The sequence below is a fragment of the Kluyvera georgiana genome, from assembly GCF_050990895.1.
Classification (GTDB): Bacteria; Pseudomonadota; Gammaproteobacteria; order Enterobacterales; family Enterobacteriaceae; genus Kluyvera; species Kluyvera georgiana.
Window position 1 is genome coordinate 3,745,160 of record NZ_CP158865.1, and the last position, 25,482, is coordinate 3,770,641.

28 protein-coding genes are annotated in these 25,482 nt (G+C 56.7%); 13 read left to right on the forward strand and 15 right to left on the reverse strand.

Annotation, left to right across the window (positions count from 1 at the left end; all coding sequences use genetic code 11):
* The 3 genes from ABTW00_RS17855 (at window position 1) to ABTW00_RS17865 (ending at window position 3,893) form a co-directional block, all read left to right on the forward strand.
* Complete coding sequence (locus ABTW00_RS17855) at window positions 1-1,365, forward strand: MFS transporter (protein WP_065356887.1); 1,365 nt, start codon at window positions 1-3, stop codon at window positions 1,363-1,365.
* Window positions 1,362-2,372, forward strand: coding sequence for a Gfo/Idh/MocA family protein (locus tag ABTW00_RS17860; protein ID WP_433636609.1), 1,011 nt, complete (start codon window positions 1,362-1,364; stop codon window positions 2,370-2,372). The genes ABTW00_RS17855 and ABTW00_RS17860 overlap by 4 nt, the downstream gene beginning before the upstream one ends.
* Window positions 2,373-2,528: 156 nt before the next feature.
* Entirely contained in the window at window positions 2,529-3,893 is a 1,365-nt protein-coding gene (locus ABTW00_RS17865; protein WP_167576502.1) for an MFS transporter, read from the forward strand.
* A gap of 42 nt (window positions 3,894-3,935) precedes the next feature.
* On the opposite strand, the gene ABTW00_RS17870 is transcribed toward ABTW00_RS17865, so the two are convergent.
* Window positions 3,936-4,427, reverse strand: coding sequence for a YajQ family cyclic di-GMP-binding protein (locus ABTW00_RS17870; RefSeq protein WP_064547885.1), 492 nt, complete (start codon window positions 4,425-4,427; stop codon window positions 3,936-3,938).
* 166 nt (window positions 4,428-4,593) lie between these two features.
* On the opposite strand from ABTW00_RS17870, the gene panE reads away from it, so the two are divergent.
* Genes panE through ABTW00_RS17885 form a run of 3 tightly spaced genes read left to right on the forward strand, consistent with a single transcriptional unit; the run spans window position 4,594 to window position 6,591 of the window.
* Complete coding sequence (panE, locus tag ABTW00_RS17875) at window positions 4,594-5,505, forward strand: 2-dehydropantoate 2-reductase (protein WP_433636612.1); 912 nt, start codon at window positions 4,594-4,596, stop codon at window positions 5,503-5,505.
* Window positions 5,468-6,061, forward strand: coding sequence for a protein deglycase YajL (gene yajL, locus ABTW00_RS17880; protein ID WP_433636614.1), 594 nt, complete (start codon window positions 5,468-5,470; stop codon window positions 6,059-6,061). Before panE ends, yajL begins: the two co-directional genes overlap by 38 nt.
* Window positions 6,062-6,114: 53 nt before the next feature.
* Window positions 6,115-6,591, forward strand: coding sequence for an SRPBCC family protein (locus ABTW00_RS17885; protein ID WP_433636616.1), 477 nt, complete (start codon window positions 6,115-6,117; stop codon window positions 6,589-6,591).
* Window positions 6,592-6,645: 54 nt separating this feature from the next.
* Here ABTW00_RS17885 and thiI read toward each other — a convergent pair whose 3' ends face one another.
* Complete coding sequence (gene thiI, locus ABTW00_RS17890) at window positions 6,646-8,094, reverse strand: tRNA uracil 4-sulfurtransferase ThiI (protein ID WP_433636618.1); 1,449 nt, start codon at window positions 8,092-8,094, stop codon at window positions 6,646-6,648.
* 190 nt (window positions 8,095-8,284) lie between these two features.
* Between thiI and xseB the strand changes: the two genes are divergently transcribed.
* The 4 genes from xseB to ABTW00_RS17910 all read left to right on the forward strand — a co-directional run bounded on the left by xseB (window position 8,285) and on the right by ABTW00_RS17910 (window position 12,346).
* Complete coding sequence (xseB, locus tag ABTW00_RS17895; protein ID WP_064547877.1) at window positions 8,285-8,527, forward strand: exodeoxyribonuclease VII small subunit; 243 nt, start codon at window positions 8,285-8,287, stop codon at window positions 8,525-8,527.
* Window positions 8,528-9,427 carry a (2E,6E)-farnesyl diphosphate synthase gene (ispA, locus tag ABTW00_RS17900; RefSeq protein WP_064547875.1) on the forward strand — a complete coding sequence of 300 codons (900 nt, stop codon included), beginning with the start codon at window positions 8,528-8,530 and terminating at the stop codon, window positions 9,425-9,427. It begins immediately after the preceding gene.
* Window positions 9,428-9,445: 18 nt separating this feature from the next.
* On the forward strand, window positions 9,446-11,308 hold the full coding sequence (dxs, locus tag ABTW00_RS17905; RefSeq protein ID WP_433636620.1) for a 1-deoxy-D-xylulose-5-phosphate synthase: 1,863 nt from the start codon (window positions 9,446-9,448) through the stop codon (window positions 11,306-11,308).
* A gap of 63 nt (window positions 11,309-11,371) precedes the next feature.
* Complete coding sequence (locus ABTW00_RS17910) at window positions 11,372-12,346, forward strand: aldo/keto reductase (protein WP_065356894.1); 975 nt, start codon at window positions 11,372-11,374, stop codon at window positions 12,344-12,346.
* A gap of 99 nt (window positions 12,347-12,445) precedes the next feature.
* Here ABTW00_RS17910 and pgpA read toward each other — a convergent pair whose 3' ends face one another.
* The 6 genes from pgpA to nrdR all read right to left on the reverse strand — a co-directional run bounded on the left by pgpA (window position 12,446) and on the right by nrdR (window position 16,530).
* Window positions 12,446-12,937: a phosphatidylglycerophosphatase A gene (gene pgpA, locus ABTW00_RS17915; RefSeq protein WP_433636623.1), complete on the reverse strand. Its 492-nt coding sequence runs from the start codon at window positions 12,935-12,937 to the stop codon at window positions 12,446-12,448.
* Window positions 12,930-13,904 (reverse strand): thiamine-phosphate kinase, encoded by a 975-nt coding sequence (thiL, locus tag ABTW00_RS17920; RefSeq protein WP_065356896.1) that lies wholly within the window; start codon window positions 13,902-13,904, stop codon window positions 12,930-12,932. Before thiL ends, pgpA begins: the two co-directional genes overlap by 8 nt.
* A 74-nt stretch (window positions 13,905-13,978) precedes the next feature.
* Window positions 13,979-14,398, reverse strand: a complete 420-nt coding sequence (nusB, locus tag ABTW00_RS17925) for a transcription antitermination factor NusB (RefSeq protein WP_064547866.1) — start codon at window positions 14,396-14,398, stop codon at window positions 13,979-13,981.
* Between the two features lie 19 nt (window positions 14,399-14,417).
* Window positions 14,418-14,888, reverse strand: coding sequence for a 6,7-dimethyl-8-ribityllumazine synthase (ribH, locus tag ABTW00_RS17930; RefSeq protein ID WP_001021161.1), 471 nt, complete (start codon window positions 14,886-14,888; stop codon window positions 14,418-14,420).
* Window positions 14,889-14,973: 85 nt separating this feature from the next.
* On the reverse strand, window positions 14,974-16,077 hold the full coding sequence (gene ribD / locus ABTW00_RS17935) for a bifunctional diaminohydroxyphosphoribosylaminopyrimidine deaminase/5-amino-6-(5-phosphoribosylamino)uracil reductase RibD (protein WP_433636626.1): 1,104 nt from the start codon (window positions 16,075-16,077) through the stop codon (window positions 14,974-14,976).
* Between the two features lie 3 nt (window positions 16,078-16,080).
* Window positions 16,081-16,530, reverse strand: a complete 450-nt coding sequence (gene nrdR, locus ABTW00_RS17940) for a transcriptional regulator NrdR (protein ID WP_061282153.1) — start codon at window positions 16,528-16,530, stop codon at window positions 16,081-16,083.
* A 155-nt stretch (window positions 16,531-16,685) separates the two neighbouring features.
* Between nrdR and ABTW00_RS17945 the strand changes: the two genes are divergently transcribed.
* Both ABTW00_RS17945 and ABTW00_RS17950 read left to right on the forward strand, forming a co-directional pair.
* Window positions 16,686-17,228, forward strand: coding sequence for a DUF3251 domain-containing protein (locus ABTW00_RS17945; RefSeq protein ID WP_064547863.1), 543 nt, complete (start codon window positions 16,686-16,688; stop codon window positions 17,226-17,228).
* A 293-nt stretch (window positions 17,229-17,521) separates the two neighbouring features.
* A complete protein-coding gene (locus ABTW00_RS17950; protein WP_433636630.1) occupies window positions 17,522-18,385 on the forward strand; it encodes a nucleoside-specific channel-forming protein Tsx in 864 nt (287 codons plus the stop codon).
* Between the two features lie 104 nt (window positions 18,386-18,489).
* Here the strand turns inward: ABTW00_RS17950 and ABTW00_RS17955 are convergent, their stop codons facing one another.
* The 7 genes from ABTW00_RS17955 to queA all read right to left on the reverse strand — a co-directional run bounded on the left by ABTW00_RS17955 (window position 18,490) and on the right by queA (window position 24,799).
* Window positions 18,490-18,579, reverse strand: coding sequence for a type I toxin-antitoxin system toxin Ldr family protein (locus ABTW00_RS17955; protein WP_064547859.1), 90 nt, complete (start codon window positions 18,577-18,579; stop codon window positions 18,490-18,492).
* Window positions 18,580-18,870: 291 nt separating this feature from the next.
* Window positions 18,871-19,218: an HNH nuclease YajD gene (gene yajD, locus ABTW00_RS17960; protein WP_035895149.1), complete on the reverse strand. Its 348-nt coding sequence runs from the start codon at window positions 19,216-19,218 to the stop codon at window positions 18,871-18,873.
* Between the two features lie 115 nt (window positions 19,219-19,333).
* Window positions 19,334-20,305, reverse strand: a complete 972-nt coding sequence (secF, locus tag ABTW00_RS17965) for a protein translocase subunit SecF (RefSeq protein ID WP_064547857.1) — start codon at window positions 20,303-20,305, stop codon at window positions 19,334-19,336.
* A gap of 10 nt (window positions 20,306-20,315) precedes the next feature.
* Window positions 20,316-22,163: a protein translocase subunit SecD gene (gene secD / locus ABTW00_RS17970; protein WP_271447482.1), complete on the reverse strand. Its 1,848-nt coding sequence runs from the start codon at window positions 22,161-22,163 to the stop codon at window positions 20,316-20,318.
* Window positions 22,164-22,190: 27 nt separating this feature from the next.
* The gene (gene yajC, locus ABTW00_RS17975; RefSeq protein ID WP_002890398.1) at window positions 22,191-22,523 is read right to left on the reverse strand and encodes a preprotein translocase subunit YajC; all 333 of its coding nucleotides are present in this window, start codon (window positions 22,521-22,523) and stop codon (window positions 22,191-22,193) included.
* A 22-nt stretch (window positions 22,524-22,545) separates the two neighbouring features.
* Window positions 22,546-23,673, reverse strand: coding sequence for a tRNA guanosine(34) transglycosylase Tgt (gene tgt / locus ABTW00_RS17980; protein WP_433636635.1), 1,128 nt, complete (start codon window positions 23,671-23,673; stop codon window positions 22,546-22,548).
* 55 nt (window positions 23,674-23,728) lie between these two features.
* Window positions 23,729-24,799 carry a tRNA preQ1(34) S-adenosylmethionine ribosyltransferase-isomerase QueA gene (gene queA, locus ABTW00_RS17985; protein WP_064547853.1) on the reverse strand — a complete coding sequence of 357 codons (1,071 nt, stop codon included), beginning with the start codon at window positions 24,797-24,799 and terminating at the stop codon, window positions 23,729-23,731.
* Window positions 24,800-24,890: 91 nt separating this feature from the next.
* Here queA and acpH point away from each other — a divergent pair, with 91 nt between their 5' ends.
* Entirely contained in the window at window positions 24,891-25,472 is a 582-nt protein-coding gene (gene acpH, locus ABTW00_RS17990) for an ACP phosphodiesterase (protein WP_064547851.1), read from the forward strand.
* Window positions 25,473-25,482 lie beyond the last annotated feature (10 nt).

Consider the following 25,482-nt stretch of genomic DNA (forward strand, 5'->3'; position numbering starts at 1 on the left):
ATGTCACAGACACAACGCCTGGATGTCAGAGAGTTAATCAATTCCAACCCGCTCAGCCGCTACCAGAAGCTGGTTATTTTCCTTGGTTTTTGCGTCATCGCGCTGGACGGTTTCGATATCGCCATCATGGGTTTTATCGCCCCCACGCTCAAACAAGAGTGGGGCGTCAGTAACCACGAGCTGGGCTTTGTCATCAGTACCGCGCTGATCGGCCTTGCGCTAGGCGCGCTTTTCTCCGGCCCGCTCGCAGATTGGTTGGGGCGTAAGAAAATCATCATTAACAGCGTCTTTTTCTTCGGTTTCTGGACCGTGGCGACGGCGTTTTCCCAGAACATTGAGCAGATGATCTTTTTCCGCTTTATGACCGGGCTTGGGCTGGGCGCGGCGATGCCAAACATGAGCACGCTGGTGTCGGAATACGCCCCTGAGCGCAAACGCTCGTTTATCATCACCGTTATTTTCTGCGGTTTCACCTTCGGTGCCGCCATTGGCGGGTTTGCCGCATCATGGCTCATCCCACAGTTTGGCTGGCACTCGCTGATGGCGCTGGGTGGCGTACTGCCGCTGCTGTTTGCCCCTATTCTTATCTGGAAGTTGCCGGAGTCCGCGCGTTTTCTGGTGATCAAGCAGGCGCCCGCCGAGCGGATCCACGCCATCCTTCAGCGTTTTTACCCCGGTCAGGTGAGTGAAAACGTGCAATTTATTTTGCCGCAGCAGCCGATCAAAAGCAGCGCCATGCGCATTGTGCTGTCGCGCGAGTACCTGTTCGGTTCGCTGATGCTTTGGCTGGTCTACTTCATGGGGCTGTTCCTGGTCTATATCCTCGGCAGCTGGTTGCCAACGCTAGTAAAAGAGATTGGCCTGACCGTCAGTCAGGCCGCAATCATGACCGCCATTTATCAGGCGGGCGGCACCGTCGGTTCACTGTTTGCCGGCTGGCTGATGGACCGAATTGACCCGCATCGGGCGCTGGGCGTCATTTTCGCCGTGGGCGGATTATTCACCATGGCGATTGGCTACGCGGGAGTGAATTTCCCGCTACTGTGCCTGCTGGCCTTCGTTAGCGGCGCATGTTTGAACGGCGCGAATACCGGGATGAACGCCCTTTCCGCTCGCTTCTATCCCACGCAGGCCCGCGCTACCGGATCCAGTTGGATGCACGGCGTTGGCCGCATCGGCGCCATTCTTAGCGCCTTCGCTGGGGCCGAAATGCTGGCGCTGGGGCTCGATTTTAAATCGGTGTTCCTGATCCTCGGCATTCCGGCGGCATTGACCGTCCTCGGTCTGGCCGCTAAAGGGTACTGGGCGGCAGGCCCGGTCGACGCTCGCTCATCTCTCCCTACCACGCTGCGGAGCCCATCATGAATCGTATTCGTCTTGCCGTCATTGGCGCGGGTGCCATCGGACGTAAACATATTGAGGTTATCAATCAAACGCCGCAGGCCGAGCTGGTCGCCCTGGCCGATCCGTCGCCACAGGCGCAGGCGCTGGCAAAATCACTCGGCGTGGCGTGGTATGCCGACATTCACGATATGCTGGATCAGGCCAGGCCGCAGGGCGTGATTAACGCGACGCCGAACACTCTGCACGTGCCGTGCGCCATTGCCTGCGTGGAGCGGGGGATCCCGGTGCTGGTTGAGAAACCGGTCGCCGAGTCTCCGGCGCGTGCACGAGAACTGGTGGACGCGGCAACGCAGCACGGCGTCCCGGTGCTGGTCGGCCATCATCGTCGGCACAATGCGTTGACGGTGGCGGCAAAGTCGCTTATCGACAGCGGTGAGCTGGGTCAGATCGTTGCCGTATCAGCGCACTGGATCCTGCAAAAACCGGACGACTACTTCGATGTTGCCTGGCGACGAGAACCGGGGGCCGGGCCTCTGCTGGTAAATCTGGTGCACGATATCGATCTGCTGCGTTATCTGCTGGGCGAGATCGACGATGTTCAGGCGATGACCAGCAACGCCAGGCGCGGCTTCGCCAACGAAGACAGCGCGGTGGTCAACCTGCGCTTCGCCTGCGGCGCACTGGGCAGCGCGGTGCTGAGCGACTGCGGCGTCAGCCCGTGGAGCTGGGAGATGAACTCGGCAGAGAACGCAGTCTACGCGCATACCCCGGAAAACTGCTATCTGATTTCCGGCAGCAAGGGCGCGCTGGCGGTTCCGCAGATGCGCTGGTGGCGCTACGGCGAGCAGAGCGGCTGGCATGCCCCGCTGTTGCAGGAGACGCTGGCCGTCGAGCCCATCGATCCGTTTATTTTGCAGCTACGTCATTTCCTACAGGTGATTCGCGGAGAAGCGACGCCAATCATTGATGCGGCGGATGCGTTACGCTCGCTGGAGATAATCGACGCAATCCGCCAGCAGGCGGCCTGACCGGAGCCTGACCCGGTGGCTCCACGCCGCCGGGTTATCATTCATGCTGCTATTCCGCACAAATGATTCAATAATGTAATATTTGTTAATTAACCCTCTGTTTACCCTTCCCTCTCCCCGCACTACACTACTCCCAGCTTTTATATAGAGGTGGGAATGAACGATTACAAAATGACACCGGGTGAGTTACGCGCCACCTGGGGTTTAGGGACCGTATTTTCTTTGCGTATGCTCGGTATGTTTATGGTCCTTCCGGTTCTGACCACATACGGCATGGCATTGCAGGGCGCCAGCGAGGCGTTAATCGGCCTGGCGATTGGCATTTATGGCCTGGCACAGGCGGTGTTTCAGATTCCCTTCGGGCTGATTTCGGACCGCGTTGGCCGCAAACCGCTGATCGTCGGCGGACTGGCGATTTTTGTGCTGGGCAGCGTGATTGCCGCGATGTCCGACTCCATCTGGGGCATTATTCTTGGCCGCGCCTTACAAGGCTCCGGGGCGATTGCCGCCGCGGTGATGGCGCTGCTTTCTGACCTGACCCGCGAACAAAACCGCACCAAAGCGATGGCGTTTATCGGCGTCAGCTTCGGCGTGACCTTCGCCATTGCGATGGTGCTGGGGCCGATAATTACGCATAAACTCGGCCTGCACGCCCTGTTCTGGATGATTGCCGGGCTGGCAACACTGGGTATTCTGCTCACGCTGTGGGTCGTACCGGACAGTAAAAACCACGTGCTCAACCGCGAGTCCGGCATGGTCAAGGGTTGCTTCAGCAAGGTGCTGATGGAGCCCAGGCTGCTGAAGCTCAATTTCGGCATCATGTGTCTGCACATTCTGCTGATGTCCACCTTTGTCGCCCTGCCGGGGCAGCTAGAGTCGGCGGGCTTTCCGGCCGCCGAGCACTGGAAAATTTACCTGGTGACCATGGTGGTGTCGTTTATCGCGGTGGTGCCGTTTATCATCTACGCGGAAGTAAAGCGCCGCATGAAGCGCGTGTTTGTGCTGTGCATTGCCCTGCTGTTGATTGCTGAAATTGTACTCTGGGGCTCCGGAAACTATTTTTGGGAGCTGGTGGCGGGCGTGCAGATTTTCTTCCTCGCCTTTAACCTGATGGAAGCGCTGCTGCCGTCGCTTATCAGCAAAGAGGCGCCGGCGGGCTATAAAGGCACGGCAATGGGCATTTATTCCACCAGCCAGTTCTTAGGCGTCGCCATTGGCGGCTCGCTCGGCGGCTGGATTGACGGCCTGTTTGATTCACAAACGGTGTTCCTCGCCGGCGCGCTGCTGGCGACGGTCTGGCTGCTGGTCTCGATGACCATGCAGGAACCGCAGTACGTCAGCAGCCTGCGCGTCGAGATACCGAAAGACGTTGCCGCGGACGATGCGCTACGTGAACGCCTGCTGGCGACGGACGGGGTGAAAGAAGTGCTGGTGGTAGCCGATGAACACTCGGCCTACGTGAAAATCGACAGCAAAGTCACTAACCGCTTTGAAGTCGAACAGGTGATTGCCGCCCATTAAACGGCATCGGCCCACACCACGGTGTGGGCCGTACTTTCGCCGTTAATCGCGGAAGTTTTTAAACTGGAACGGCTGGCCGAGATCGCCACCGCGCACCAGCGCCATCACGGACTGCAAATCATCGCGGGATTTCCCGGTCACTCGAATCTCTTCGCCCTGAATTTGCGCCTGCACCTTCAGCTTGCTGTCTTTAATCAGCTTGACGATTTTCTTCTGCACCGCGCTTTCAATGCCCTGCTTCAGCTTAGCTTCGACAAACCAGGTTTTACCGCTGTGGACAAACTCTTCCGGCACATCGAGAGACGCGCCTTCAATACCGCGCTTCAGCAGCTTAGCGCGCAGGATATCCAGCAGCTGGTTCACCTGGAAATCAGACTCGCTCAGCACCTTAATGGTTTTATTGGCTTCATTCAGCTCAATTTTCGCCTCTACACCGCGAAAATCGAAACGCGATTCAACCTCACGGGCCGCGTTATCCACGCCGTTGCGCGCTTCCTGAAGATCGACTTCAGAGACAATATCGAAAGATGGCATCTTTTCCCCTCCCTTAGTTTCTTTTGCGTTGCATAATACCTGCAACGCGGCATAACTCAACTTGTTATCCCCGGAAGCTCAGTGGATAGCGCTATACTCACACTCATTCGGGTAATCAGCGTGAAGTATGACATACCAGCAGCATCTGGTGTGGTAAGGAGGATGTTTGAAAATAACAGTATTGGGATGTGGCGCGCTGGGTCAGCTATGGATGACGGCGCTCTACAAAAAAGGATTTGAAGTACAAGGATGGCTACGTGTACCTCAGCCCTACTGTAGCGTCAATCTGATAGAGCTGGACGGCAGTGAGTTTAACCAATCGTTGACGGCCAACGATCCCGATTTTCTGGCGCAAAGCGATTTACTGCTGGTCACACTCAAGGCCTGGCAAGTTTCCGATGCGGTCAGAGCGCTCGCCTCACGCCTCCCGCAAACCACGCCTATTTTACTGATTCATAACGGTATGGGCACTCTGCTGGAGCTGAACGACCTCAAGCAGCCGATTCTGCTCGGCGCCACCACGCAGGCCGCGCGGCGCGACGGGAACGTGATCGTTCATGTGGCCAACGGCACCACCCATATCGGCCCGGCCAAACGCTACAATGCCGACTACAGCCAGCTGGCGGAAACCCTGCAAAACGTCCTGCCGGACGTGGCCTGGCACGATAATATTCACTCCGCCATGTGGCGAAAACTGGCGGTCAACTGCGTGATTAATCCGCTTACCGCGCTGATGAACTGCCCGAACGGCGATCTGCGCGGCCATCAGGAGCACATTGCCCTTATCTGTGAAGAGGTTGCGCAGACCATGACGCGGGAAGGATTTCATACCTCTCCGGAAAGTCTGTTATTTTATGTGAACCAGGTGATTGACCTGACAGCAGAAAATATCTCATCAATGCTGCAGGACATCCGCGCGTTGCGTCATACGGAAATCGACTACATTACCGGTTTTCTGCTCAAACGCGCACGAGCGCACGGCATCCCCGTGCCGGAAAATACCCGCCTGTATGAACTGGTTAAACGTAAGGAGAGTGAATATGAGCGCGTCGGCACTGATTTGCCTCGCTCCTGGTAGTGAAGAGATGGAAGCCGTCACCACTATCGATTTATTAGTGCGTGGCGGTATTCAGGTCACCACCGCCAGCGTCGCCAGCGACGGCAACCTGACGATTACCTGCTCGCGCGGCGTGAAGCTGCTGGCCGACGCCCCGCTGGTGGAAGTAGCGGACGGCGATTTCGATATCATTATCCTGCCTGGCGGCATCAAGGGCGCGGAGTGCTTCCGCGACAGCCCGCTGCTGGTCGAGACGGTGAGGCAGTTTCATCTCTCCGGGCGTATCGTTGCTGCTATCTGTGCGGCAGCGGCGACCGTCCTCGTGCCGCATAATATTTTCCCCATCGGCAATATGACCGGCTTCCCGGCGCTGAAAGATAAAATTCCGCCGGATCAGTGGATGGATAGACGCGTCGCGTGGGATCCGCGCGTGAATCTCCTCACCAGCCAGGGGCCAGGAACATCCATTGATTTTGGCCTGAAGATTATTGACCTGCTGGTCGGGCGCGAAAAGGCGTATGAAGTGGCGTCGCAGCTGGTAATGGCTGCGGGCATCTATAATTACTACGAAGCTTAATAAGCGGTCTGCCCGGCGGGCCGTCCTTCGCCCCAACCGTGAGGGTTCGTAGTATGTCTGAACACGCGACCGATACCCGCGACTTATCCATTTCTCGTCTTCTGAACGCGCCCAGAGCCTTACTCTGGCGCGCCTGGACTCACCCGGAGCTGCTCAGCCAATGGTGGTGCCCCAAGCCCTGGACCACCGAGGTGCTCGCCTTTGACCTGCGCCCCGGCGGCGAATTTCATACGCTAATGCACGGGCCTGGTGGTGAAAGCAGCGATAATCCAGGCTGTTTTCTGGAAATCGTTCCGCAAGAAAGGCTGGTGATGACGACGATGCTCACCGCCGACTGGCGTCCGGCCACAACGCCGTTTGCCATGACGGCCATCGTCACCTTTGCCGATGAAGGTAGCGGCTGCCGCTATACCGCGCGGGTTCTGCATCCGGATGATGCCACGCGCAAACAGCATGAGCAGATGGGGTTTTACGAAGGCTGGAATATCGTGATTACCCAGCTGGAAGCATTCGCCAATACGCTCAAGTAGCGCATTTGTGAGCCTGATATAAAAAAACCCGGCCTGGCCGGGTTTTTCTTTTCGTTACGGACGGTAAACCTTCACGTTTTCAAAGCCCTGTTCGCGCAGATACAGCGCCTGCAGACGGCTCATCACGCCACGCTCGCACCACAGCAGATAGGTTTTGCTGCGATCAAGGTCGCCAAACTGGGTGCTGAGTTTATAGAACGGCAGCGAGGCCACTTCTACGCCCTCTACTTTCAGCGGTTTGTCGTCCTGCTCATCAACGGAGCGGATATCAAGAATCACGTCGTTGGCGCTAAAGCCGCTGACGGTTTCCACTTCCACCACCTCTTGCTGAGTCTGCTGGGCGATTTCGCGGATATCGACGTTGTTCGCCTCTGCCACCACTTTGTCGAGGATCGCAAAGTCGAAGTTCTCTTCTTCGGCTTCGATTTTCTCCTTCACCGCTTTGATGGTCGGGCTTTTTGAGATCACACCGCAGTATTCCGGCATGGTACGGGCAAAATCTTCGGTACCGATTTCACGCGCCAGATTGATGATGTGCTCTTTATCGTGCGAAATCAGCGGACGCAGAATCAGGGTATCAGAAACGTTGTCGATCAGACGCAGGTTGGTCAGCGTCTGGCTGGAAACCTGGCCAAGCGCTTCGCCGGTCACCAGCGCCTGCACGCCGTAGCGTTCAGCCACTTTCGACGCCGCACGTACCATCATACGCTTGAGCACCACGCCCATCTGGCCGTCGTCGACTTTCTCGAGAATTTCGCCCACTACCGGTTCGAAGTTGATCGCCACAAAACGCACGCGATGCGAACTGCCGAAGCGGTTCCACAGGTAGTGCGCGACCTGACGAACGCCGATTTCATGCGCCGCGCCGCCAAGGTTAAAGAAGCAGTAGTGTACGCGGCAGCCGCGACGCATCAGCATATAGCTGGAAACGCCGGAGTCGAAACCACCGGAGATCAGCGACAGCACGTCTTCCTGGGTGCCAATCGGGAAACCGCCAATACCTTCATAACGCCCTTTTACCAGCAGCAGACGATCGTTCTCAATTTCGAGATTGACGGTCACATCCGGGTCGGTCAACTTCACGCGCGCCGTTTCAATGTGCTGGTTCAGGCCGCCGCCCACGTAACGCTCAACCTCAATAGAGGTGAATTCGTGCTTACCGCGACGTTTAACGCGCACGCAGAAGGTTTTATTTTCCAGCGCTTCGCGCCACAGCGGCAGCGTCTGCTCGAAAATATCGTGCAGGGAGGTGAACGGCACGTCTTCCACTTCGAGGATATGGTGAATCCCCGGAATGCGCGTCAGCGCGTCGCGAATAACCAGACGCTGGTTCTCATCTTTTGCGCGAACTTCGATGTGATCCCAGTGACGAACGACGGCGAGCGTTTCATCGTAGTGTTTAAGAACGTTACGAATGTTCCCGGTTAAAATTTTAATAAAGCGCAAACGCACAGATTGGCTTTTGATGGTGATTTCCGGGAACAATTTAATGATAAACTTCATGGCGGCAATGGTTCGTTGGCAAGCCCGACAGGGCTTTGAGCAAAAAGATGTATCGCAGCGTACCAGCGGTCGCTACGTCCAGGACGCGGAGTATACCATCATCCCGCTGACCATTGCGTGTTATTTGCTTCACACTCAGACTCCGTTACCATAGACGCAGTCGCGACATAACAAGAGCCAAACATTCACTATGCCAAAGAAAAATGCAGCCCCGGCCAGTTTCGAAACCGCGTTAACCGAGCTGGAGCAAATAGTTAATCGTCTGGAAAGCGGTTCTCTGCCGCTGGAAGAGGCGCTGAACGAATTCGAACGCGGCGTGCAGCTGGCACGTCAGGGGCAGAGCAAACTGCAGCAGGCGGAACAACGCGTGCAGATTCTGTTGGCCGATAACGAAGATGCTCCCTTAACACCTTTCACGCCGGACGCTGAATAAATGGATTTTTCGCAACAGCTGGATGCCTGCGTCACCCAGGCAAACGACGCGCTGCGCCGTTTTATCGCACCGCTGCCGTTTCAGAACACTCCACTGGTCGAAGCGATGCAATATGGCGCACTCTTAGGCGGTAAACGTCTGCGCCCGTTCCTCGTGTACGCCACCGGGCAGATGTTCGGCGTGAGCATCGCCACGCTGGACGCTCCCGCTGCGGCGGTCGAGTGCATCCACGCCTATTCGCTGATGCACGACGATCTGCCAGCGATGGACGACGACGATCTGCGCCGTGGTCAGCCGACCTGCCATATTAAATTTGGTGAGGCGAGCGCCATTCTGGCCGGTGACGCGCTGCAAACGCTGGCGTTTTCTATACTCAGTGATGCGCCGATGAATGAGGTCTCTGACCGCGATCGTCTGGCGATGCTCTCCGAGCTGGCAAGCGCCAGCGGCGCGGCGGGCATGTGCGGAGGTCAGGCGCTGGATCTGGAGGCCGAAGGGCAACAGGTTAATCTGGAAATGCTGGAACGCATTCATCGCCATAAAACCGGCGCGTTGATTCGCGCTGCCGTGCGCCTGGGGGCGCTCAGCGCGGGTGAACAGGGACGTCAGGCGCTGCCGCTGCTGGACAAGTACGCCGAAAGCATCGGTCTGGCGTTCCAGGTTCAGGATGACATTCTGGATGTGGTGGGCGATACTGCGACCCTCGGAAAGCGCCAGGGTGCCGACCAGCAGCTCGGCAAGAGCACCTATCCGGCACTACTGGGCCTTGAGCAAGCCCGGAACAAAGCCAGTGACCTCATCGCTGAGGCTCGCCAGTCGCTAGAGCAACTGGCCGCACAATCACTGGATACCACAGCACTGGAAGCGCTAGCGAACTACATCATCCTGCGCGACAAATAAACAATAAATGAGTCTCAGATGAGTTTTGATATTGCCAAATACCCGACCCTGGCGCTGGTCGATTCCACTCAGGAATTGCGCCTGCTGCCAAAAGAGAGCCTGCCGAAGCTGTGCGACGAGCTGCGTCGTTACCTGCTCGACAGCGTGAGCCGTTCCAGCGGACACTTCGCCTCCGGGCTTGGCACGGTGGAGCTCACCGTGGCGCTGCACTACGTCTATAACACGCCGTTCGACCAGCTTATCTGGGACGTTGGTCACCAGGCTTATCCGCACAAAATTCTGACCGGCCGTCGCGACAAAATTGGCACCATCCGCCAGAAAGGCGGCCTGCACCCGTTCCCATGGCGCGGTGAGAGCGAATACGACGTGCTGAGCGTCGGCCACTCTTCCACCTCCATTTCCGCCGGGATCGGCGTCGCCGTTGCGGCAGGCAGAGAGAACAAGCAGCGTCGTACCGTTTGCGTGATTGGCGATGGCGCGATCACCGCCGGAATGGCGTTTGAAGCGATGAACCACGCGGGTGACATCAAACCCGATATGCTGGTGGTGCTGAACGACAACGAAATGTCGATTTCCGAGAACGTCGGCGCGCTGAACAATCATCTGGCGCAGTTGCTCTCCGGAAAGCTCTACTCCTCGCTGCGTGAAGGCGGTAAAAAAGTCTTCTCCGGCGTGCCGCCGATTAAAGAGCTGCTCAAGCGGACCGAAGAACATATCAAAGGCATGGTGGTGCCCGGCACGCTGTTTGAAGAGCTGGGCTTTAACTACATCGGGCCGGTGGACGGCCACGACGTGCTGGGGCTGGTCAATACGCTAAAAAACATGCGCGACCTGAAAGGCCCGCAGTTCCTGCATATCATGACCAAGAAAGGCCGCGGCTATGAGCCCGCAGAGAAAGATCCGATTACTTTCCACGCGGTGCCAAAGTTTGACCACACCAGCGGCAAGCTGCCAAAAAGCAGCGGCGGCCTACCGTCATACTCCAAAATCTTTGGCGACTGGCTGTGTGAAACCGCAGCCAAAGACAGCAAGTTGATGGCGGTTACCCCGGCGATGCGCGAAGGCTCCGGCATGGTCGAGTTTTCGAAAAAGTATCCGGATCAATATTTTGACGTGGCGATCGCCGAGCAGCATGCGGTCACCTTCGCCGCCGGGCTGGCGATTGGCGGCAATAAGCCTGTCGTAGCGATCTACTCAACTTTCCTGCAGCGCGCCTACGATCAGGTGATCCACGACGTGGCGATTCAGAAGCTGCCGGTCCTGTTTGCGATCGACCGTGCGGGCATCGTTGGCGCCGACGGGCAGACGCACCAGGGGGCGTTCGATCTCTCCTATCTGCGCTGCATCCCGGACATGGTTATCATGACGCCAAGCGATGAAAACGAGTGCCGCCAGATGCTGTATACCGGCTATCACTACGGCGACGGCCCAAGCGCGGTGCGCTATCCGCGTGGTTGCGGTACCGGTGCGGAGCTAAAACCGCTGGAGAAACTGCCGCTGGGTAAAGGGCTGGTGAAGCGTGAGGGCGAAAAGCTGGCGATCCTCAACTTTGGTACCCTGCTCGCGCAGGCTGAAGTGGTCGCCGCGAAGCTGAACGCCACCCTTGTCGACATGCGCTTTGTGAAGCCGCTGGATGAAAGCCTGATTCTGGAAATGGCCGCGCGCCACGAATCGCTGGTGACGCTGGAAGAAAACGCCATTATGGGCGGCGCGGGCAGCGGCGTGAACGAAGTGCTGATGGCGCATCGCCAGCCGGTGCCGGTGCTCAATATCGGCCTGCCTGATTTCTTTATTCCTCAAGGTACTCAGGAAGAGATGCACGCCGAGCTCGGCCTCGACGCCGCGGGCATCGAAGCGAAGATCGCGGCCTGGCTAGCATAATCCTCCCCACGGCTCCTGCTATGCTTAAAGGTAAACCTCTTACCCGCTAGCAGGAGCTGAATCATGCAATACGATACGTTAGGACACACCGGCCTTCGGGTCTCTCGTCTTTGCCTGGGCTGTATGACTTTTGGCGAGCCGGATCGGGGTAAACACGCCTGGACGCTGCCGGAAGACAGCAGCCGCCCAATTATCCAACGCGCGCTGGAAGGCGGTATCAACTTTTTCGACACCGCCAATAGCTACTCTGACGGCAGCAGTGAAGAGATTGTTGGCCGCGCGCTGCGCGACTTCGCCCGCCGCGAGGACGTGGTCGTGGCGACGAAGGTTTACCATCAGGTCGGCGACCTGGAAGAAGGCCTCTCCCGCGCGCAAATTCTCCGCTCAATAGATGACAGCCTGCGCCGCCTGGGCATGGACTACGTCGACCTGCTGCAAATCCACCGCTGGGACTACCGTACACCAATTGAAGAGACGCTTTCAGCGCTGGATGAGGTGGTGAAATCCGGTAAAGCGCGCTTTATTGGCGCGTCTTCCATGCATGCCCGTCAGTTTGCCCACGCGCTGGCGCTACAGAAGGCCAACGGTTGGGCACCGTTTGTCACCATGCAGGATCACTACAACCTGATTTACCGGGAAGAAGAGCGCGAGATGCTGCCGCTGTGTGCCCAGGAAGGCGTGGCGGTGATCCCATGGAGCCCGCTGGCGCGCGGACGCCTGACGCGACCGTGGGGCGAAACCACCGCACGTCTGGTGTCCGATGAGTTCGGGCAAACGCTGTACAGCGCGACGGAGGAGAATGACGAGCAGATTGCCGGCGAGCTGGAGCGCGTGGCCGAAGAGGTCGAGGCGAGCCGGGCGCAAACGGCGCTGGCATGGCTGTTGAGCAAACCGGGCGTTGCCGCACCGATTATCGGCGCATCGCGCGAGGATCAGTTGGATGAATTGTTAAACGCGGTGGATATTACGCTGACGCCGGAACAAATTGCGTCGCTGGAAGCGCCGTACCAGCCGCATCCGGTGGTTGGGTTTAAGTAAGGTGCAGGAGACCCCCTCACCCTAACCCTCTCCCCAAAGGGGCGAGGGAACCGTACGGAGCCGGTTTTTCACCGACTCCTCCGGGGGGAAAGTCATCCCTCACAAGACGTGATGCCCCACGACATACAATATCGCGGCCGAAATGACCCCGGCGACAATATCGTCGATCATAATCCCCATCCCGCCGTGGACGTTACGGTCAAACCAGCGGATCGGCCAGGGTTTCCACATATCAAAAATGCGAAACACCACGAAGCCCGCCAGCACCCACTGCCAGGTCATCGCCGGGATCGCCATCAGGGTAATCCACATCCCGATAAACTCATCCCACACGATGCTGCCGTGATCGTGCGTGCCCATATCGCGCGCCGTGCGACGGCAGATGTAGACACCGATGCTGATGCCGAACATCACCACCAGCGAATAAATCTGCAGCGGTAAAAAGGTCAGCAGATACCAGAACGGAATGGCGGCAATCGAGCCCATCGTTCCCGGTACAATCGGGCTCAAGCCGCTGCCGAAGCCGGTTGCCAGCAGGTGCCACGGGTTGCGCAAGTTCAGGCGGCTTTTTGCGATATCATTCTTAGCCAAAGTGATCGTACCCCTTCCAGTCCAGCGTGACCGCCTTCCCATCCTGTGTGAAATGCATGCCTTCAACATCGGCGCTAATCTGCCCGATGCAGGTAAACGGTGTACCCAGTTGGCCCAGCGCCACTTCCAGCGCGCCGCGATTCAGCTCCGGCACGGTAAAGCAGAGCTCATAATCTTCACCACCGGACAGCGCCCAACGACAGGCCTGCTCGGTTGAAACATGGCGACGCAACGCTTCGGAGTATGGCATGGCATCTAAATCGATCCGCGCGCCGAGGCCGCCGCTTGCCTTAAGGATATGCCCCAAATCGGAGATCAGCCCATCGGAAAGATCGATCGCCGAACTGGCCAGATCGCGCAGCGCCTGCCCTTGCAGCACGCGCGGCGTCGGGCGCAGATGACGCTGACGCAGATACGCCGCATCTTCAGGGTTATCAATCACCAGCTGGTTGAGAATCAGCGCCAGCCCGGCAGCGCTATCACCCGGCGTTCCGGTAACGTAGATCCAGTCGCCCGGCTTCGCGCCCGAGCGCTTCAGCGCCCGGCCTACCGGCACATAACCGTGAATACCCAGCGTCATCGACAGCGGCCCTTTGGTGGTATCGCCGCCAATCAGCTGCATATCGTAGTAGCTTAATTGGTCAAACAGACTGTCGCTGAACGCCTGCAGCCAGTCTTCATCAACCGCAGGAAGGGTCAGCGCCAGCGTCAGCCACGCCGGATCCGCGCCCATGGCCGCGAGGTCGCTCACGTTCACCGCCAGCGCTTTATAGGCCAGATCGGCCGGGTCGATATCAGGGAGAAAATGGTTGCCCGCCACCAGCGTGTCGGTGCTGATAGCCAGCGTCTGTTTTTCGGGAATATTGAGTAACGCGCAGTCGTCGCCGATTCCGGTGTCGACATCGAGACGGGCGTTTCGTACTCGATCAAAATAACGGGCAATCAGGGAAAATTCGCCGCATGCCATACGTTATGCCTCAGCAGAAGGATAAAACAAGGCCGGGGGGATGACGTTAAGCCACCCGCGCACCGGCCTGGAGATTACTTTTTGTGGGGACGAATAGCAGGAGCGGCTTTATCCAGCACGCCGTTGACAAACTTGTGGCTGTCTTCAGCGCCGAAGGTTTTCGCCAGCTCGATGGCTTCGTTGATGGCCACTTTGTACGGCACATCGTCACGTTTTGACAGTTCAAACAGTGCAATACGCAGTACGGCTTTTTCCACCTGGCCCAGCTCGTCGAGCAGACGGGACAGGTATGGCTTCATCAATCCGTCGAGGTACGCGCTGTTAGTCGCCACCCCGGACAGCAGTTCACGGAAGTACAGGACGTCAACGTCTTTCACGTCTTGTTCCGCCAGGAACTGGTATTCAACATCGGCGATGTCGTTCTGGGACAACTGCCAGGAGTAAAGCGCCTGGACGGCACACTCACGGGCGCGGCGACGAGCAGCAGGTTTCACGGATTTCCCCTTACAAAAATCAGGCCTTGATGGCTTTCAATACATTAATCATTTCAAGCGCGGTCAGTGCAGCTTCAGCACCTTTGTTACCGGCTTTTGTGCCAGCGCGTTCGATGGCTTGTTCAATACTTTCGGTGGTCAGAACACCAAAGGCTACCGGGATTTCGCTGTCCTGAGCGACGTGCGCCAGGCCATTGCTTGCCCCACCAGCAACATATTCGAAGTGAGCAGTACCGCCACGGATAACCGTACCCAGCGCGATCACCGCATCGTATTTACCGGTTTTCGCCAGTGCGCCAGCCGCCAGAGGCAGTTCATAAGCACCTGGAACCCAAACAACGGTGATGTTTTCATCTTTAACCTGACCAATACGCTTCAGGGCGTCGATAGCGCCTTCCAGCAGGCTGTCATTGATAAAGTTGTTGAAACGCGCGATGGTGATGGCGACGCGAGCGTCCGGGGTAGCAACGTTAGCTTCAATAATGTTCATACTGTTCCTTTGGGTTCATTTGCCCCGCAGGGGGGCGGATTTTATCATAATATTCTGGGCGCTGCTTCCTCTAATTCGGAAAGCCTCACGCAGCCGTTAAATGCAGGCAGACATCCGGCCCTACCTGACGTATCTCGTTGAATTTGAAATGGGGGGCATCGGCCAGTTTCTCAAGCCCCGGCAGCACACATAATCCGCGCGCATCGTTCCCTAACAGTTTAGGCGCGATATAGACGATAAGCTCGTCCACCAGCCCCGCCTGAATCAGCGCGCCGGCTAGCGTTGGCCCCGCCTCCACCCAGATGCTGTTAATCTGCTGTTTGCCCAGCTGCATCATCATTAGCACCAGATCGAGATGGCCGTTATGCTCCGGCACTTTCAGCGTCTGTACGCCGTCGGGCCAGCTGCGGGTATCTTCCACGGTACGCGCAAATAGCGTTTCGCCGGGCTGATGCACGATGCGATGCTCAGGCGTCACGCGATTGCCGCTATCAATCACAATGCGCAGCGGCTGACGCAGATTTTCCTGCGGGTAGCGCGCCTGCGTTTCAGCGCTCAGTTCGCCCCAGCGCACGGTCAGCGCCGGATCGTCGGCCAGCACCGTGGCGCTGCTGGTTAAAATGGCGTGGCTTTCGGCGCGCAGACGCTGCACATCGCGACGCGCCTGCGGGGAGGTAATCCACTGGCTTTCGCCGCTGGCCATCGCCGTACGCCCGTCGAGCGATGCGCCGAGTTTAAGCTGCACGTACGGAAAACCGGTGCGCATCCGCTTGAGGAAGCCTTTGTTCAACGCTTCGGCCTCGCTCATCATCAGCCCATGGCTGACCTCAATACCCGCCTGCTGCAGGCGATAGAGACCGCGGCCCGCCACCTGCGGATTCGGGTCCTGCATGGCGGCAACCACGCGCGAGACACCCGCGGCAATTAACGCATCGCAGCAGGGCGGCGTACGGCCATGGTGGCTGCACGGTTCAAGCGTGACGTAGGCCGTTGCGCCTTTGGCTTTTTCACCCGCCATGCGCAGCGCGTGCACTTCTGCATGCGGCTCACCGGCGCGATAGTGAAAACCTTCGCCGACGATTTCGCCCTGATTGACAATCACGCAGCCGACGCGCGGATTCGGATGGGTGGTAAATCGCCCGCGCGCCGCCAGTTTAAGCGCGCGCGCCATGTACATTTCATCGTGCATAGCTTAATCCTGTAAGCGGGCGATCTCTTCGCCAAACTCTTTAATATCTTCAAAGCTGCGGTAGACCGAGGCAAAGCGAATATAGGCGACTTTATCCAGCTTTTTCAGCTGTTCCATCACCAGATTCCCCAACAGTTTGCTCGGCACTTCACGCTCGCCGGTGGCACGCAGGTGCGATTTAATGTGGTTAATCGCCATTTCTACGTCATCAGCGCTCACCGGGCGCTTTTCCAGCGCTCTCAGCATGCCGCTGCGCAATTTGTCTTCATTAAACGGTTCGCGCACGTCGTTACTTTTTACCACGCGCGGCATCACCAGCTCCGCAACCTCAAAGGTCGTGAAGCGTTCGTTGCACACCAGGCATTGCCGACGGCGGCGAACAGAAGAGCCTTCTCCCACAAGACGGGAGTCAATCACTTTAGTGTCTACGGCGAAACAGAATGGGCAGTGCATATGACGTCCTGACGATGAGGGTGAGTGTAATGGAATCTATTTTACCCTGAACTGCGAAGACAACAAAGGCGGCATGTTTTTGAGACAATGGATCGATGCCATCAGCCCTATTGCACGCTACCATTGCGTTATCCCGAAAAGAAGGAACAGACAGAATGACAAGACGTTACCTAAGAATTGCCCTGCTGGGAAGCCTCGTCAGCCTGAGCGCCTGCGCGCAGCAGTCGGAAGTGAAGCAAATGCATCAAAGCATTAGTGCGCTGAGCAGCGAGATGACGCAGCTTAACAAAGAAACGGTGAAAATCACCCAGCAAAATGCGCTGAACGCCAAATCGACGAAGGGCGTATATCTGTTGCCGGGGGCCAATACCCCTGCCCGCCTGGATAGCCAGATAGGCACGTTGCGCATGTCATTGCGTAACGTTGCCGCCAACGCTCAGGGCACGGCGCTAACGTTGCGCATCTCCGGCGAGTCCAACACGCCGCTGCCGGCCTTCACCGGCACCGTGGAATGGGGACAGATCCAGGGCACCACCGAGCAGTATGAGGAAGTGAACGTGCAAAATCAGCTGTTCTCCGCCCCGGCCAGCGTGCTGGCGCCAAGCGACGTCGATATTCCACTGCAGCTTAACGGCGTGACGCCAGAGCAACTGGGCTTTGTACGCATTCACGACGTTCAACCCGCCAACGCGCAGTAATCTCGCTTATCGGCACTGTGCCGTTCCAGTGCCGACACCGCCCCAACGCGCCCTCTCTTGCCCACATTTTCTGTATGTAAACATTTGCAATAATTCACCCCATCAGTACAATCGCCGCGTCTAAACTACGCAAACGTGAACGCAATCGATTACGCATTTGAAAAATGTGTGAAGTGCGACTGATTTTCGTGAGCAAGGATTCATATAATAGGCTCGCAGAAACACGAAACATTTAGAAAAACTTCGGTGATAAAAATCACTCTCTTTCGAATTTTTTTATTAGTGGCATAAATATGAAAAAAACATTACTGGCAGCCGGTGCCGCGCTGGCGCTCTCCGCATCTTTCACTGCTAACGCAGCAGGCGACTCTCAGCCGCAGTATGTCTCTGACTGGTGGCACCAGAGCGTAAACGTGGTAGGAAGCTACCACACCCGCTTCTCTCCGAAGCTGAACAACGACGTCTACCTCGAGTATGAAGCGTTTGCGAAGAAAGATTGGTTAGACTTCTACGGCTACATCGATATTCCGAAAACCTTCGACTGGGGTAACGGTAACGATAAAGGTATCTGGTCCGACGGTTCTCCGCTGTTTATGGAAATCGAACCGCGCTTCTCTATTGATAAGCTGACCGGCGCAGACCTGAGCTTCGGCCCATTCAAAGAGTGGTACTTCGCCAACAACTACATCTACGATATGGGTGACAACAAAGCCAGCCGCCAGAGCACCTGGTACATGGGTCTGGGTACCGATATCGATACCGGTCTGCCGATGGGCCTGTCCCTGAACGTGTATGCGAAATACCAGTGGCAGAACTACGGTGCGGCGAACGAAAACGAGTGGGACGGCTACCGCTTCAAAGTGAAATACTTTGTACCGATTACCGACCTGTGGGGTGGTAAGCTGAGCTACATTGGTTTCACCAACTTCGACTGGGGCTCCGATCTGGGCGACGAACCGAACCGTACCAGCAACTCCATCGCCTCCAGCCACGTGCTAGCGTTAAACTACGATCACTGGCACTACTCCGTTGTCGCCCGTTACTTCCATAACGGCGGCCAGTGGCAAGGTGGCAATACCCTGAACTGGGGCGAAGGTGATTTCAGCGCGAAATCAACCGGCTGGGGTGGTTATCTGGTCGTGGGTTATAACTTCTAATCCCGCTAACAAAAAGGCCAGAGGTTTCCCTCTGGCCCGTTTCGGACGCATGCTGCCATGCGGGCGGCAGGTTCGCCCACCTCGCCTTATCTCTGACTATGCCACTAGCCTAAAAACAGACCCGTCGCAATACCGACCAGCGTTGGTGCTGCCAGGTCGTGCCAGACAATAATGCAAACTTCCGTGAGCGTCATACAGCCGCCTTGGTTGCAATGGCAACGGTTCGCGGCTATCCTCAACTTGTCTAGAGATAGGATTGCCCCCGTTATGTTGCCGGTGAATACCAAACAATGTGCGGGGGTTTTCTCTTTCCAGCGACAAGGCCACCGGGGATCAAGCCCCCGCAACACTGCGCCTCACCGGGTGAACCCGGCTTGCCGCTGATTCTACGCCTCTCGCTGTTATCCACATGACTTTAAAACGAAAAAATCCCGACCTTGCGATCGAGATTTCAGTGACTATGTAAGCGTTACAGCACGCGGCGCTTATTTCTTTTTATTCAGCATCGCTTTCAGATCGGCAAACGGGTTATAGGTCGCCTCGCCCACGTCTTTCTGCGCATCTTCCCCGGCGACCACCGTCGAACCGTACTGATCCGCCTCGGTGTATTTTGAGTGCTCGTGATCGTGGCAGAACAGGCACAGCAACTCCCAGTTGCTACCGTCTTCCGGGTTATTGGTATGGTCGTGATCCATATGATGGACCGTCAGCTCACGCAGGTTGGAGTAGACGAACTCACGCGAGCAACGCCCGCAGACCCACGGAAACAGTTTCAGTGCTTTTTCACGGTAGCCGCTTTCCAGCCGCACGTAGTTTTTAGGGATGATAGCCATAATGACCCGGTATGTAGTAATAAAAGTAAGGGAATGTCCCAGTCTAAAGGCGCAATAAAAAAGCCGCAACACCCTACGGCGTTACGGCTTTTATCAGCATCCTGACAGCGTCAGCTTACGGCAGAATGGACGGCTGATCCGCCCCTTCCTTCTCAACTTTCTGCTGCAGCATATGCTCGCGCTTCATACCCAGCTTCAGCGCCAGCGCCGATGCTACGTAGATAGACGAAGCGGTACCGATGGAGACACCGATCAGCATCGTCAGCGAGAAGCCTTCCAGTACCGGACCACCGAAGAGGTACAGCATCAGAATTACCACTAACGTCGTACCGGAGGTAATCAACGTACGGTGCAGCGTCTGTGTCAGCGACACGTTAAAGATTTCGTAAGGCGTCCCGCGACGAATTTTGCGGAAGTTTTCACGAATACGGTCCGATACCACGATACTATCGTTGAGCGAGTAACCGATGACCGACATCAGCGATGCAACGATCGTCAGGTCAATCTCGATATGGAACAACGACAGGATCCCTAAGGTGATGATCACGTCGTGCGCCAGCGCGATAACCACGCCCGCCGCCAGTCGCCACTCAAAGCGGAAACCGACGTACACCAGGATGGAAATCAGCGCCACCAGCAGCGCCATCGCGCCGGTTTGCGCCAGATCGGCCCCCACGCTTGGCCCGACGAATTCGATACGTTTCACGGCGGCGTTCTGGTTGGTGGATTCGTTAATCACACTCAGCACCTTACTACCCAGCACCTGCCCGCCGTCTGCACCTTCAGTCGGCGGCATACGTACCATAATGTCGTGGCTGCTGCCGAAGTTCTGCAGCAGCGGGTCAACAAAGCCCGCTTTCTCCAGCGCATCGCGCATCACGTCCATATCAGCCGGTTTTTCCAGCGTGATCTCAATGACCGTACCGCCGGTGAAATCGAGACCCCAGTTAAACCCGCGTACGCCCATCACGATGATGGCCGCAATCAGCAGGAAACCCGAGATGCCGAAAGCCCAGAAGTCCCAGCGCATAAAGTCATAGACTTTACGGCCGTGGTTCAATTGTTCAACAGTATATTCCTGTGCCACAACGCACTCCTCAGATTGACAGCTTGTTGATGCGTTTGCCGCCATACAACAGGTTTACGATGGCACGCGTACCGACAATCGCGGTAAACATTGACGTCGCTACACCGATACCGGTAGTAATTGCGAACCCTTTAATGGCCCCGGTACCGACGGCATACAGGATCAGGACTTTAATCAGCGTCGTAATGTTCGCATCAAAGATGGAGCTAAACGCGCCGGCATAGCCTTCGTTGATCGCCTGCTGCACCGAACGCCCGTTGCTCAACTCTTCTTTGATACGTTCGTTGATCAGAACGTTCGCATCGACCGCCACCGCAAGGGTTAACACAATCCCCGCAATCCCCGGCATACTTAACGTCGCGCCCGGAAGCAGCGACATAATGCCGACAATCAGCACCAGGTTCGCGATCAGCGCGCTGGTCGCAATCAGGCCGAACTTCTTGTAGAAGAAGATCATGAACAGGATAGAGACCACCAGACCGGCCAGACACGCTTCCAGGCCCTGTTTGATGTTCTGCATACCCAGCGTTGGGCCAATGGTACGTTCTTCAACAATCTGAATTGGCGCAATCAACGCACCCGCACGCAGCAGCAGCGACAGCTGACGCGCTTCGTTCGGGTTACCAATACCGGTAATACGGAAGCTGTTACCCAGACGAGACTGGATATTGGCGATGTTAATCACCTCTTCCTGTTTCACCAGCACGGCACGACCGTTCGCGTCTTTCTTACCGCTGTCTTTGTACTCCACAAACAGGGTCGCCATCGGCTTGCCGATATTGTCCTTGGTGAAGTTAGACATGATGTTGCCACCCGCGCTATCCAGCGAGATGTTCACCTGCGGCTGGTTGTATTCATCCTGGCTTGAAGTGGAGTCGGTGATATGGTCACCGGTCAAAATCACACGTTTGTACAGCACAACCGGCTGACCTTCACGCGTGTTTTTCACCTCAGAGTCACCAGGAATACGGCCAGAAGCGGCAGCAGCCTGATCGACGTTGGTGTTTACCAGACGGAATTCCAGGGTTGCCGTCGCGCCGAGAATTTCTTTCGCGCGAGCGGTATCCTGGATACCCGGCAGCTCAACCACGATGCGGTCAGCGCCCTGGCGTTGAACCACCGGCTCAGCCACGCCCAGTTGGTTAACACGGTTACGCAGAATGTTGATGTTCTGCTGAACCGCATATTCGCGTGCTTCACTCAGACGTGCGTCGGTCATAACCGCGCGCAGCGCCGTGCTGCCCTGGCTGGTGATAACCATATCGCGGTGACGCGGGGTCAGATAAGCGATAGCCTGATCGCGCGCGTTAGCATCGCGGAACGTGATGCTCAGACCATAGTTATCTTCTTTGCGTACGTTGGAATACGGAATGTTTTTCTCACGCAGATCGCTGCGCAGACTGTCGATGTTTTGTTCCTGCAATTTGCCCAACGCGGTGTCCATATCCACTTCCATCAGGAAGTGAACGCCGCCACGCAGGTCAAGACCGAGCTTCATTGGCTCTGCTTTAATCGCAGCCAGCCAGCGCGGTGTTGCCGGAGCAAGGTTAAGCGCCACGACATATTTGTCACCCAGCACGCTCATCAGCGCTTCACGCGCGCGCAGCTGGATGTCGGTGGTGTCGAAGCGCGCAAGAATAGCGCCCTCTTCCAGTGCCACAGACTTAGCGGTGATTTTTTCTTCTTGTAACGTTTTCTGGACCTGGATCAGCGTTTGCTCACTGGCGGCGACGCCGCGCACGCCAGTGATTTGAACGGCCGGATCCTCACCATACAGGTTGGGAAGCGCATACAGCAGACCGACGACAATCACGACGATCAGCATGACATACTTCCACAAAGGATAACGGTTTAACACGGCAGTTCCCTTTGGGAAAACGGAATATTACAGCGCCTTCATGGTGCCTTTCGGCAGAACGGCAGCTACGAAGTCACGTTTGATAACCACTTCAGTGGTGTCGTTCAGCGCGATAGCAATGTAGCCAGTTTCCGCTACTTTGGTTACACGGCCAACCAGACCACCGTTGGTCAGGACTTCATCGCCTTTCGCGATGGAGTTCATCAGGTTCTTGTGCTCTTTGGTACGCTTCTGCTGTGGGCGCAGGATCATGAAGTAGAAAATCAGACCAAATACCACCAGCATCAGAATCAGAGACATCGGGCTGCCCTGCGCCGGAGCACCTGTTGCCGCTACCGCATCAGAAATAAAAAAGCTCATTCAAATTCCCTCATTATTAAAATTAATCAACGTTCAAAGGTGGAACGGGTCGCCCCTGACGTTGGTAAAAATCGGTCACGAAGCTCTCTAATTTACCCTCTTCAATAGCCTTGCGTAAACCAGCCATTAAGCGCTGATAGTAGCGAAGATTATGAATGGTATTGAGGCGCGCGCCCAATATTTCGTTGCAACGGTCAAGATGATGCAAGTATGCACGCGAATAATTGCGACAGGTGTAGCAATCACACCCAGCGTCGAGCGGGCTCGTGTCGCTTTTATGCTTGGCATTGCGGATTTTTACCACGCCGTCGGTCACGAACAGATGACCATTACGGGCGTTACGCGTTGGCATAACGCAGTCAAACATGTCGATACCGCGACGTACGCCTTCAACCAGATCTTCCGGTTTGCCAACGCCCATCAGGTAACGCGGTTTGTCAGCAGGGATCTGCGGGCAAACGTGCTCCAGGATGCGGTGCATGTCTTCCTTCGGCTCACCGACCGCCAAACCGCCGACAGCGTAGCCATCAAAGCCTATCTCTACCAGACCTTTGACAGAGATATCGCGTAAATCTTCGTAAACGCTACCCTGAATGATGCCGAACAGCGCGTTTTTATTACCGAGGCCATCAAAGCGGTCGCGGCTGCGTTTCGCCCAGCGCAGCGACATCTCCATGGAGCGCTTCGCGTAGTCCCAGTCCGCCGGGTACGGCGTACATTCGTCGAAGATCATCACGATGTCGGATCCGAGATCGTACTGAATCTCCATGGATTTTTCCGGATCGAGGAAAATCGGATCGCCGTTGATCGGGTTGCGGAAGTGTACGCCCTGCTCGGTGATCTTACGGATATCGCCCAAGCTGAAGACCTGGAAACCGCCGGAATCGGTGAGAATCGGCCCTTTCCACTGCATGAAATCGTGCAGGTCGCCGTGCAGCTTCATAATTTCCTGACCCGGGCGCAGCCACAGGTGGAAAGTGTTGCCGAGAATAATCTGCGCGCCGGTGGCTTCAACTTCTTCCGGCGTCATGCCTTTCACGGTGCCGTAGGTACCGACAGGCATAAAGGCTGGCGTTTCCACTACGCCACGATCGAAAACCAGGCGGCCGCGGCGAGCGCGACCGTCTGTGGTGTCCAGTTCAAATTTCATCTTAACTCCTGCGTCAGAAAAACAGTCCGACGTTTTAAATACTCATGTCGCGGATTTATTCCCCGACACGCTCAGAAATAGCCTGTGGATTGTACGTGATAAACATGGCATCGCCGTAACTAAAAAAGCGATATTTTTGTTCTACAGCAGCCTTATAGGCGTTCATGGTGTGCTGATAACCGGCAAAAGCGGAAACCAGCATAATCAATGTGGATTCCGGCAGGTGGAAGTTGGTGACCAGCGCATCAATCACCTGATATTGATAACCCGGGAAAATAAAGATCTGCGTGTCGCCGAAGAACGGCGCAATCAGTTCATCTTTTGCCGCCTGCGCCGCGCTTTCCAGAGAGCGTACTGAGGTCGTACCGACCGCTACAACGCGGTTGCCGCGCGCTTTCGCCGCCAGCACGGCATCAACCACCTCTTGCGGCACTTCCGCGTATTCGGAGTGCATAATGTGGTCTTCAATGCTGTCCACGCGCACCGGCTGGAAAGTGCCTGCGCCCACGTGCAGGGTCACAAAGGCCATTTCGATGCCTTTCTCGCGCAGTTTCGCCAGCAGCGGTTCGTCAAAGTGCAGACCCGCGGTCGGTGCCGCAACCGCGCCCGGCTTTTCGCTATACACGGTCTGATACAGCTCGCGGTCCGCGTCTTCGTCCGGACGATCGATGTACGGCGGCAGCGGCATGTGGCCGATCGCATTCAGAATATCCAGCACGCTACGCTCGTCGTCGAACTCGACTTCAAACAGCGCGTCGTGGCGCGCAACCATCGTCGCTTTAATGCTTTCGTCGTCGCCCAGCAGCAGCTCGGCGCCCGGCTTCGGCGCTTTAGAAGCGCGAATATGTGCCAGAATACGTTTATCATCCAGCATACGCTCGACCAGCACTTCAATCTTGCCGCCGCTGGCTTTACGGCCAAACAGACGCGCCGGGATCACGCGGGTATTGTTAAAGACCAGAAGATCGCCAGGGTTGAGCTTGTCGAGCAAATCGGTGAAAGTACCGTGCGTCAGCGCGCCCGTCGGCCCGTCCAGCGACAGCAAGCGACAGCTGCTGCGCTCGGCTTGTGGATAGTGGGCAATCAGGGATTCAGGTAGTTCAAAGGAGAAATCGGCAACGCGCATGACTGTGACTCTGGGCTTAATAATGAGGCGGGTAGTCTAGTGCCGGTGCGTCGTCCCTGCAACCCTTACCCCTCTGGATAAACAGTAAACCATGAATTTTCTCGCTCACCTGCATCTCGCACACCTCGCCGACAGCTCGCTGTCGGGCAATCTGCTGGCCGATTTTGTGCGCGGCAACCCGCAGCAGGACTATCCGGCCGCCATCGTTGACGGTATTCATCTGCATCGCCGCATCGACGTGATGACCGACAACCTGCCGCAGGTGAAAGAGGCCCGCGAGTGGTTTCGTCCCGAGACGCGCCGGGTCGCGCCAATCACCCTTGACGTGATGTGGGACCACTTTCTCTCCCGCCACTGGGCGCAAATTTCACCCGATATCGCCCTGCCCGATTTTGTGCGCTATGCCCATGAGCAGGTCATCACTATTCTGCCCCAGGCTCCGGCGCGCTTTATTACCCTGAACGAGCACCTGTGGTCGGAACGCTGGCTTGAGCGCTATGGCGAGATGGCGTTTATCCAGCGCGTTCTTAACGGCATGGCCAGCCGCCGGCCTAAACTCGATGCGCTACGTGATTCATGGCACGATCTCGATGCCCACTATGCCGCCCTGGAGACCCGCTTCTGGCAGTTTTACCCGCAAATGATGCGCCAGGCGAAAAACAAAGCGCTGTAAGCCTTGCGCT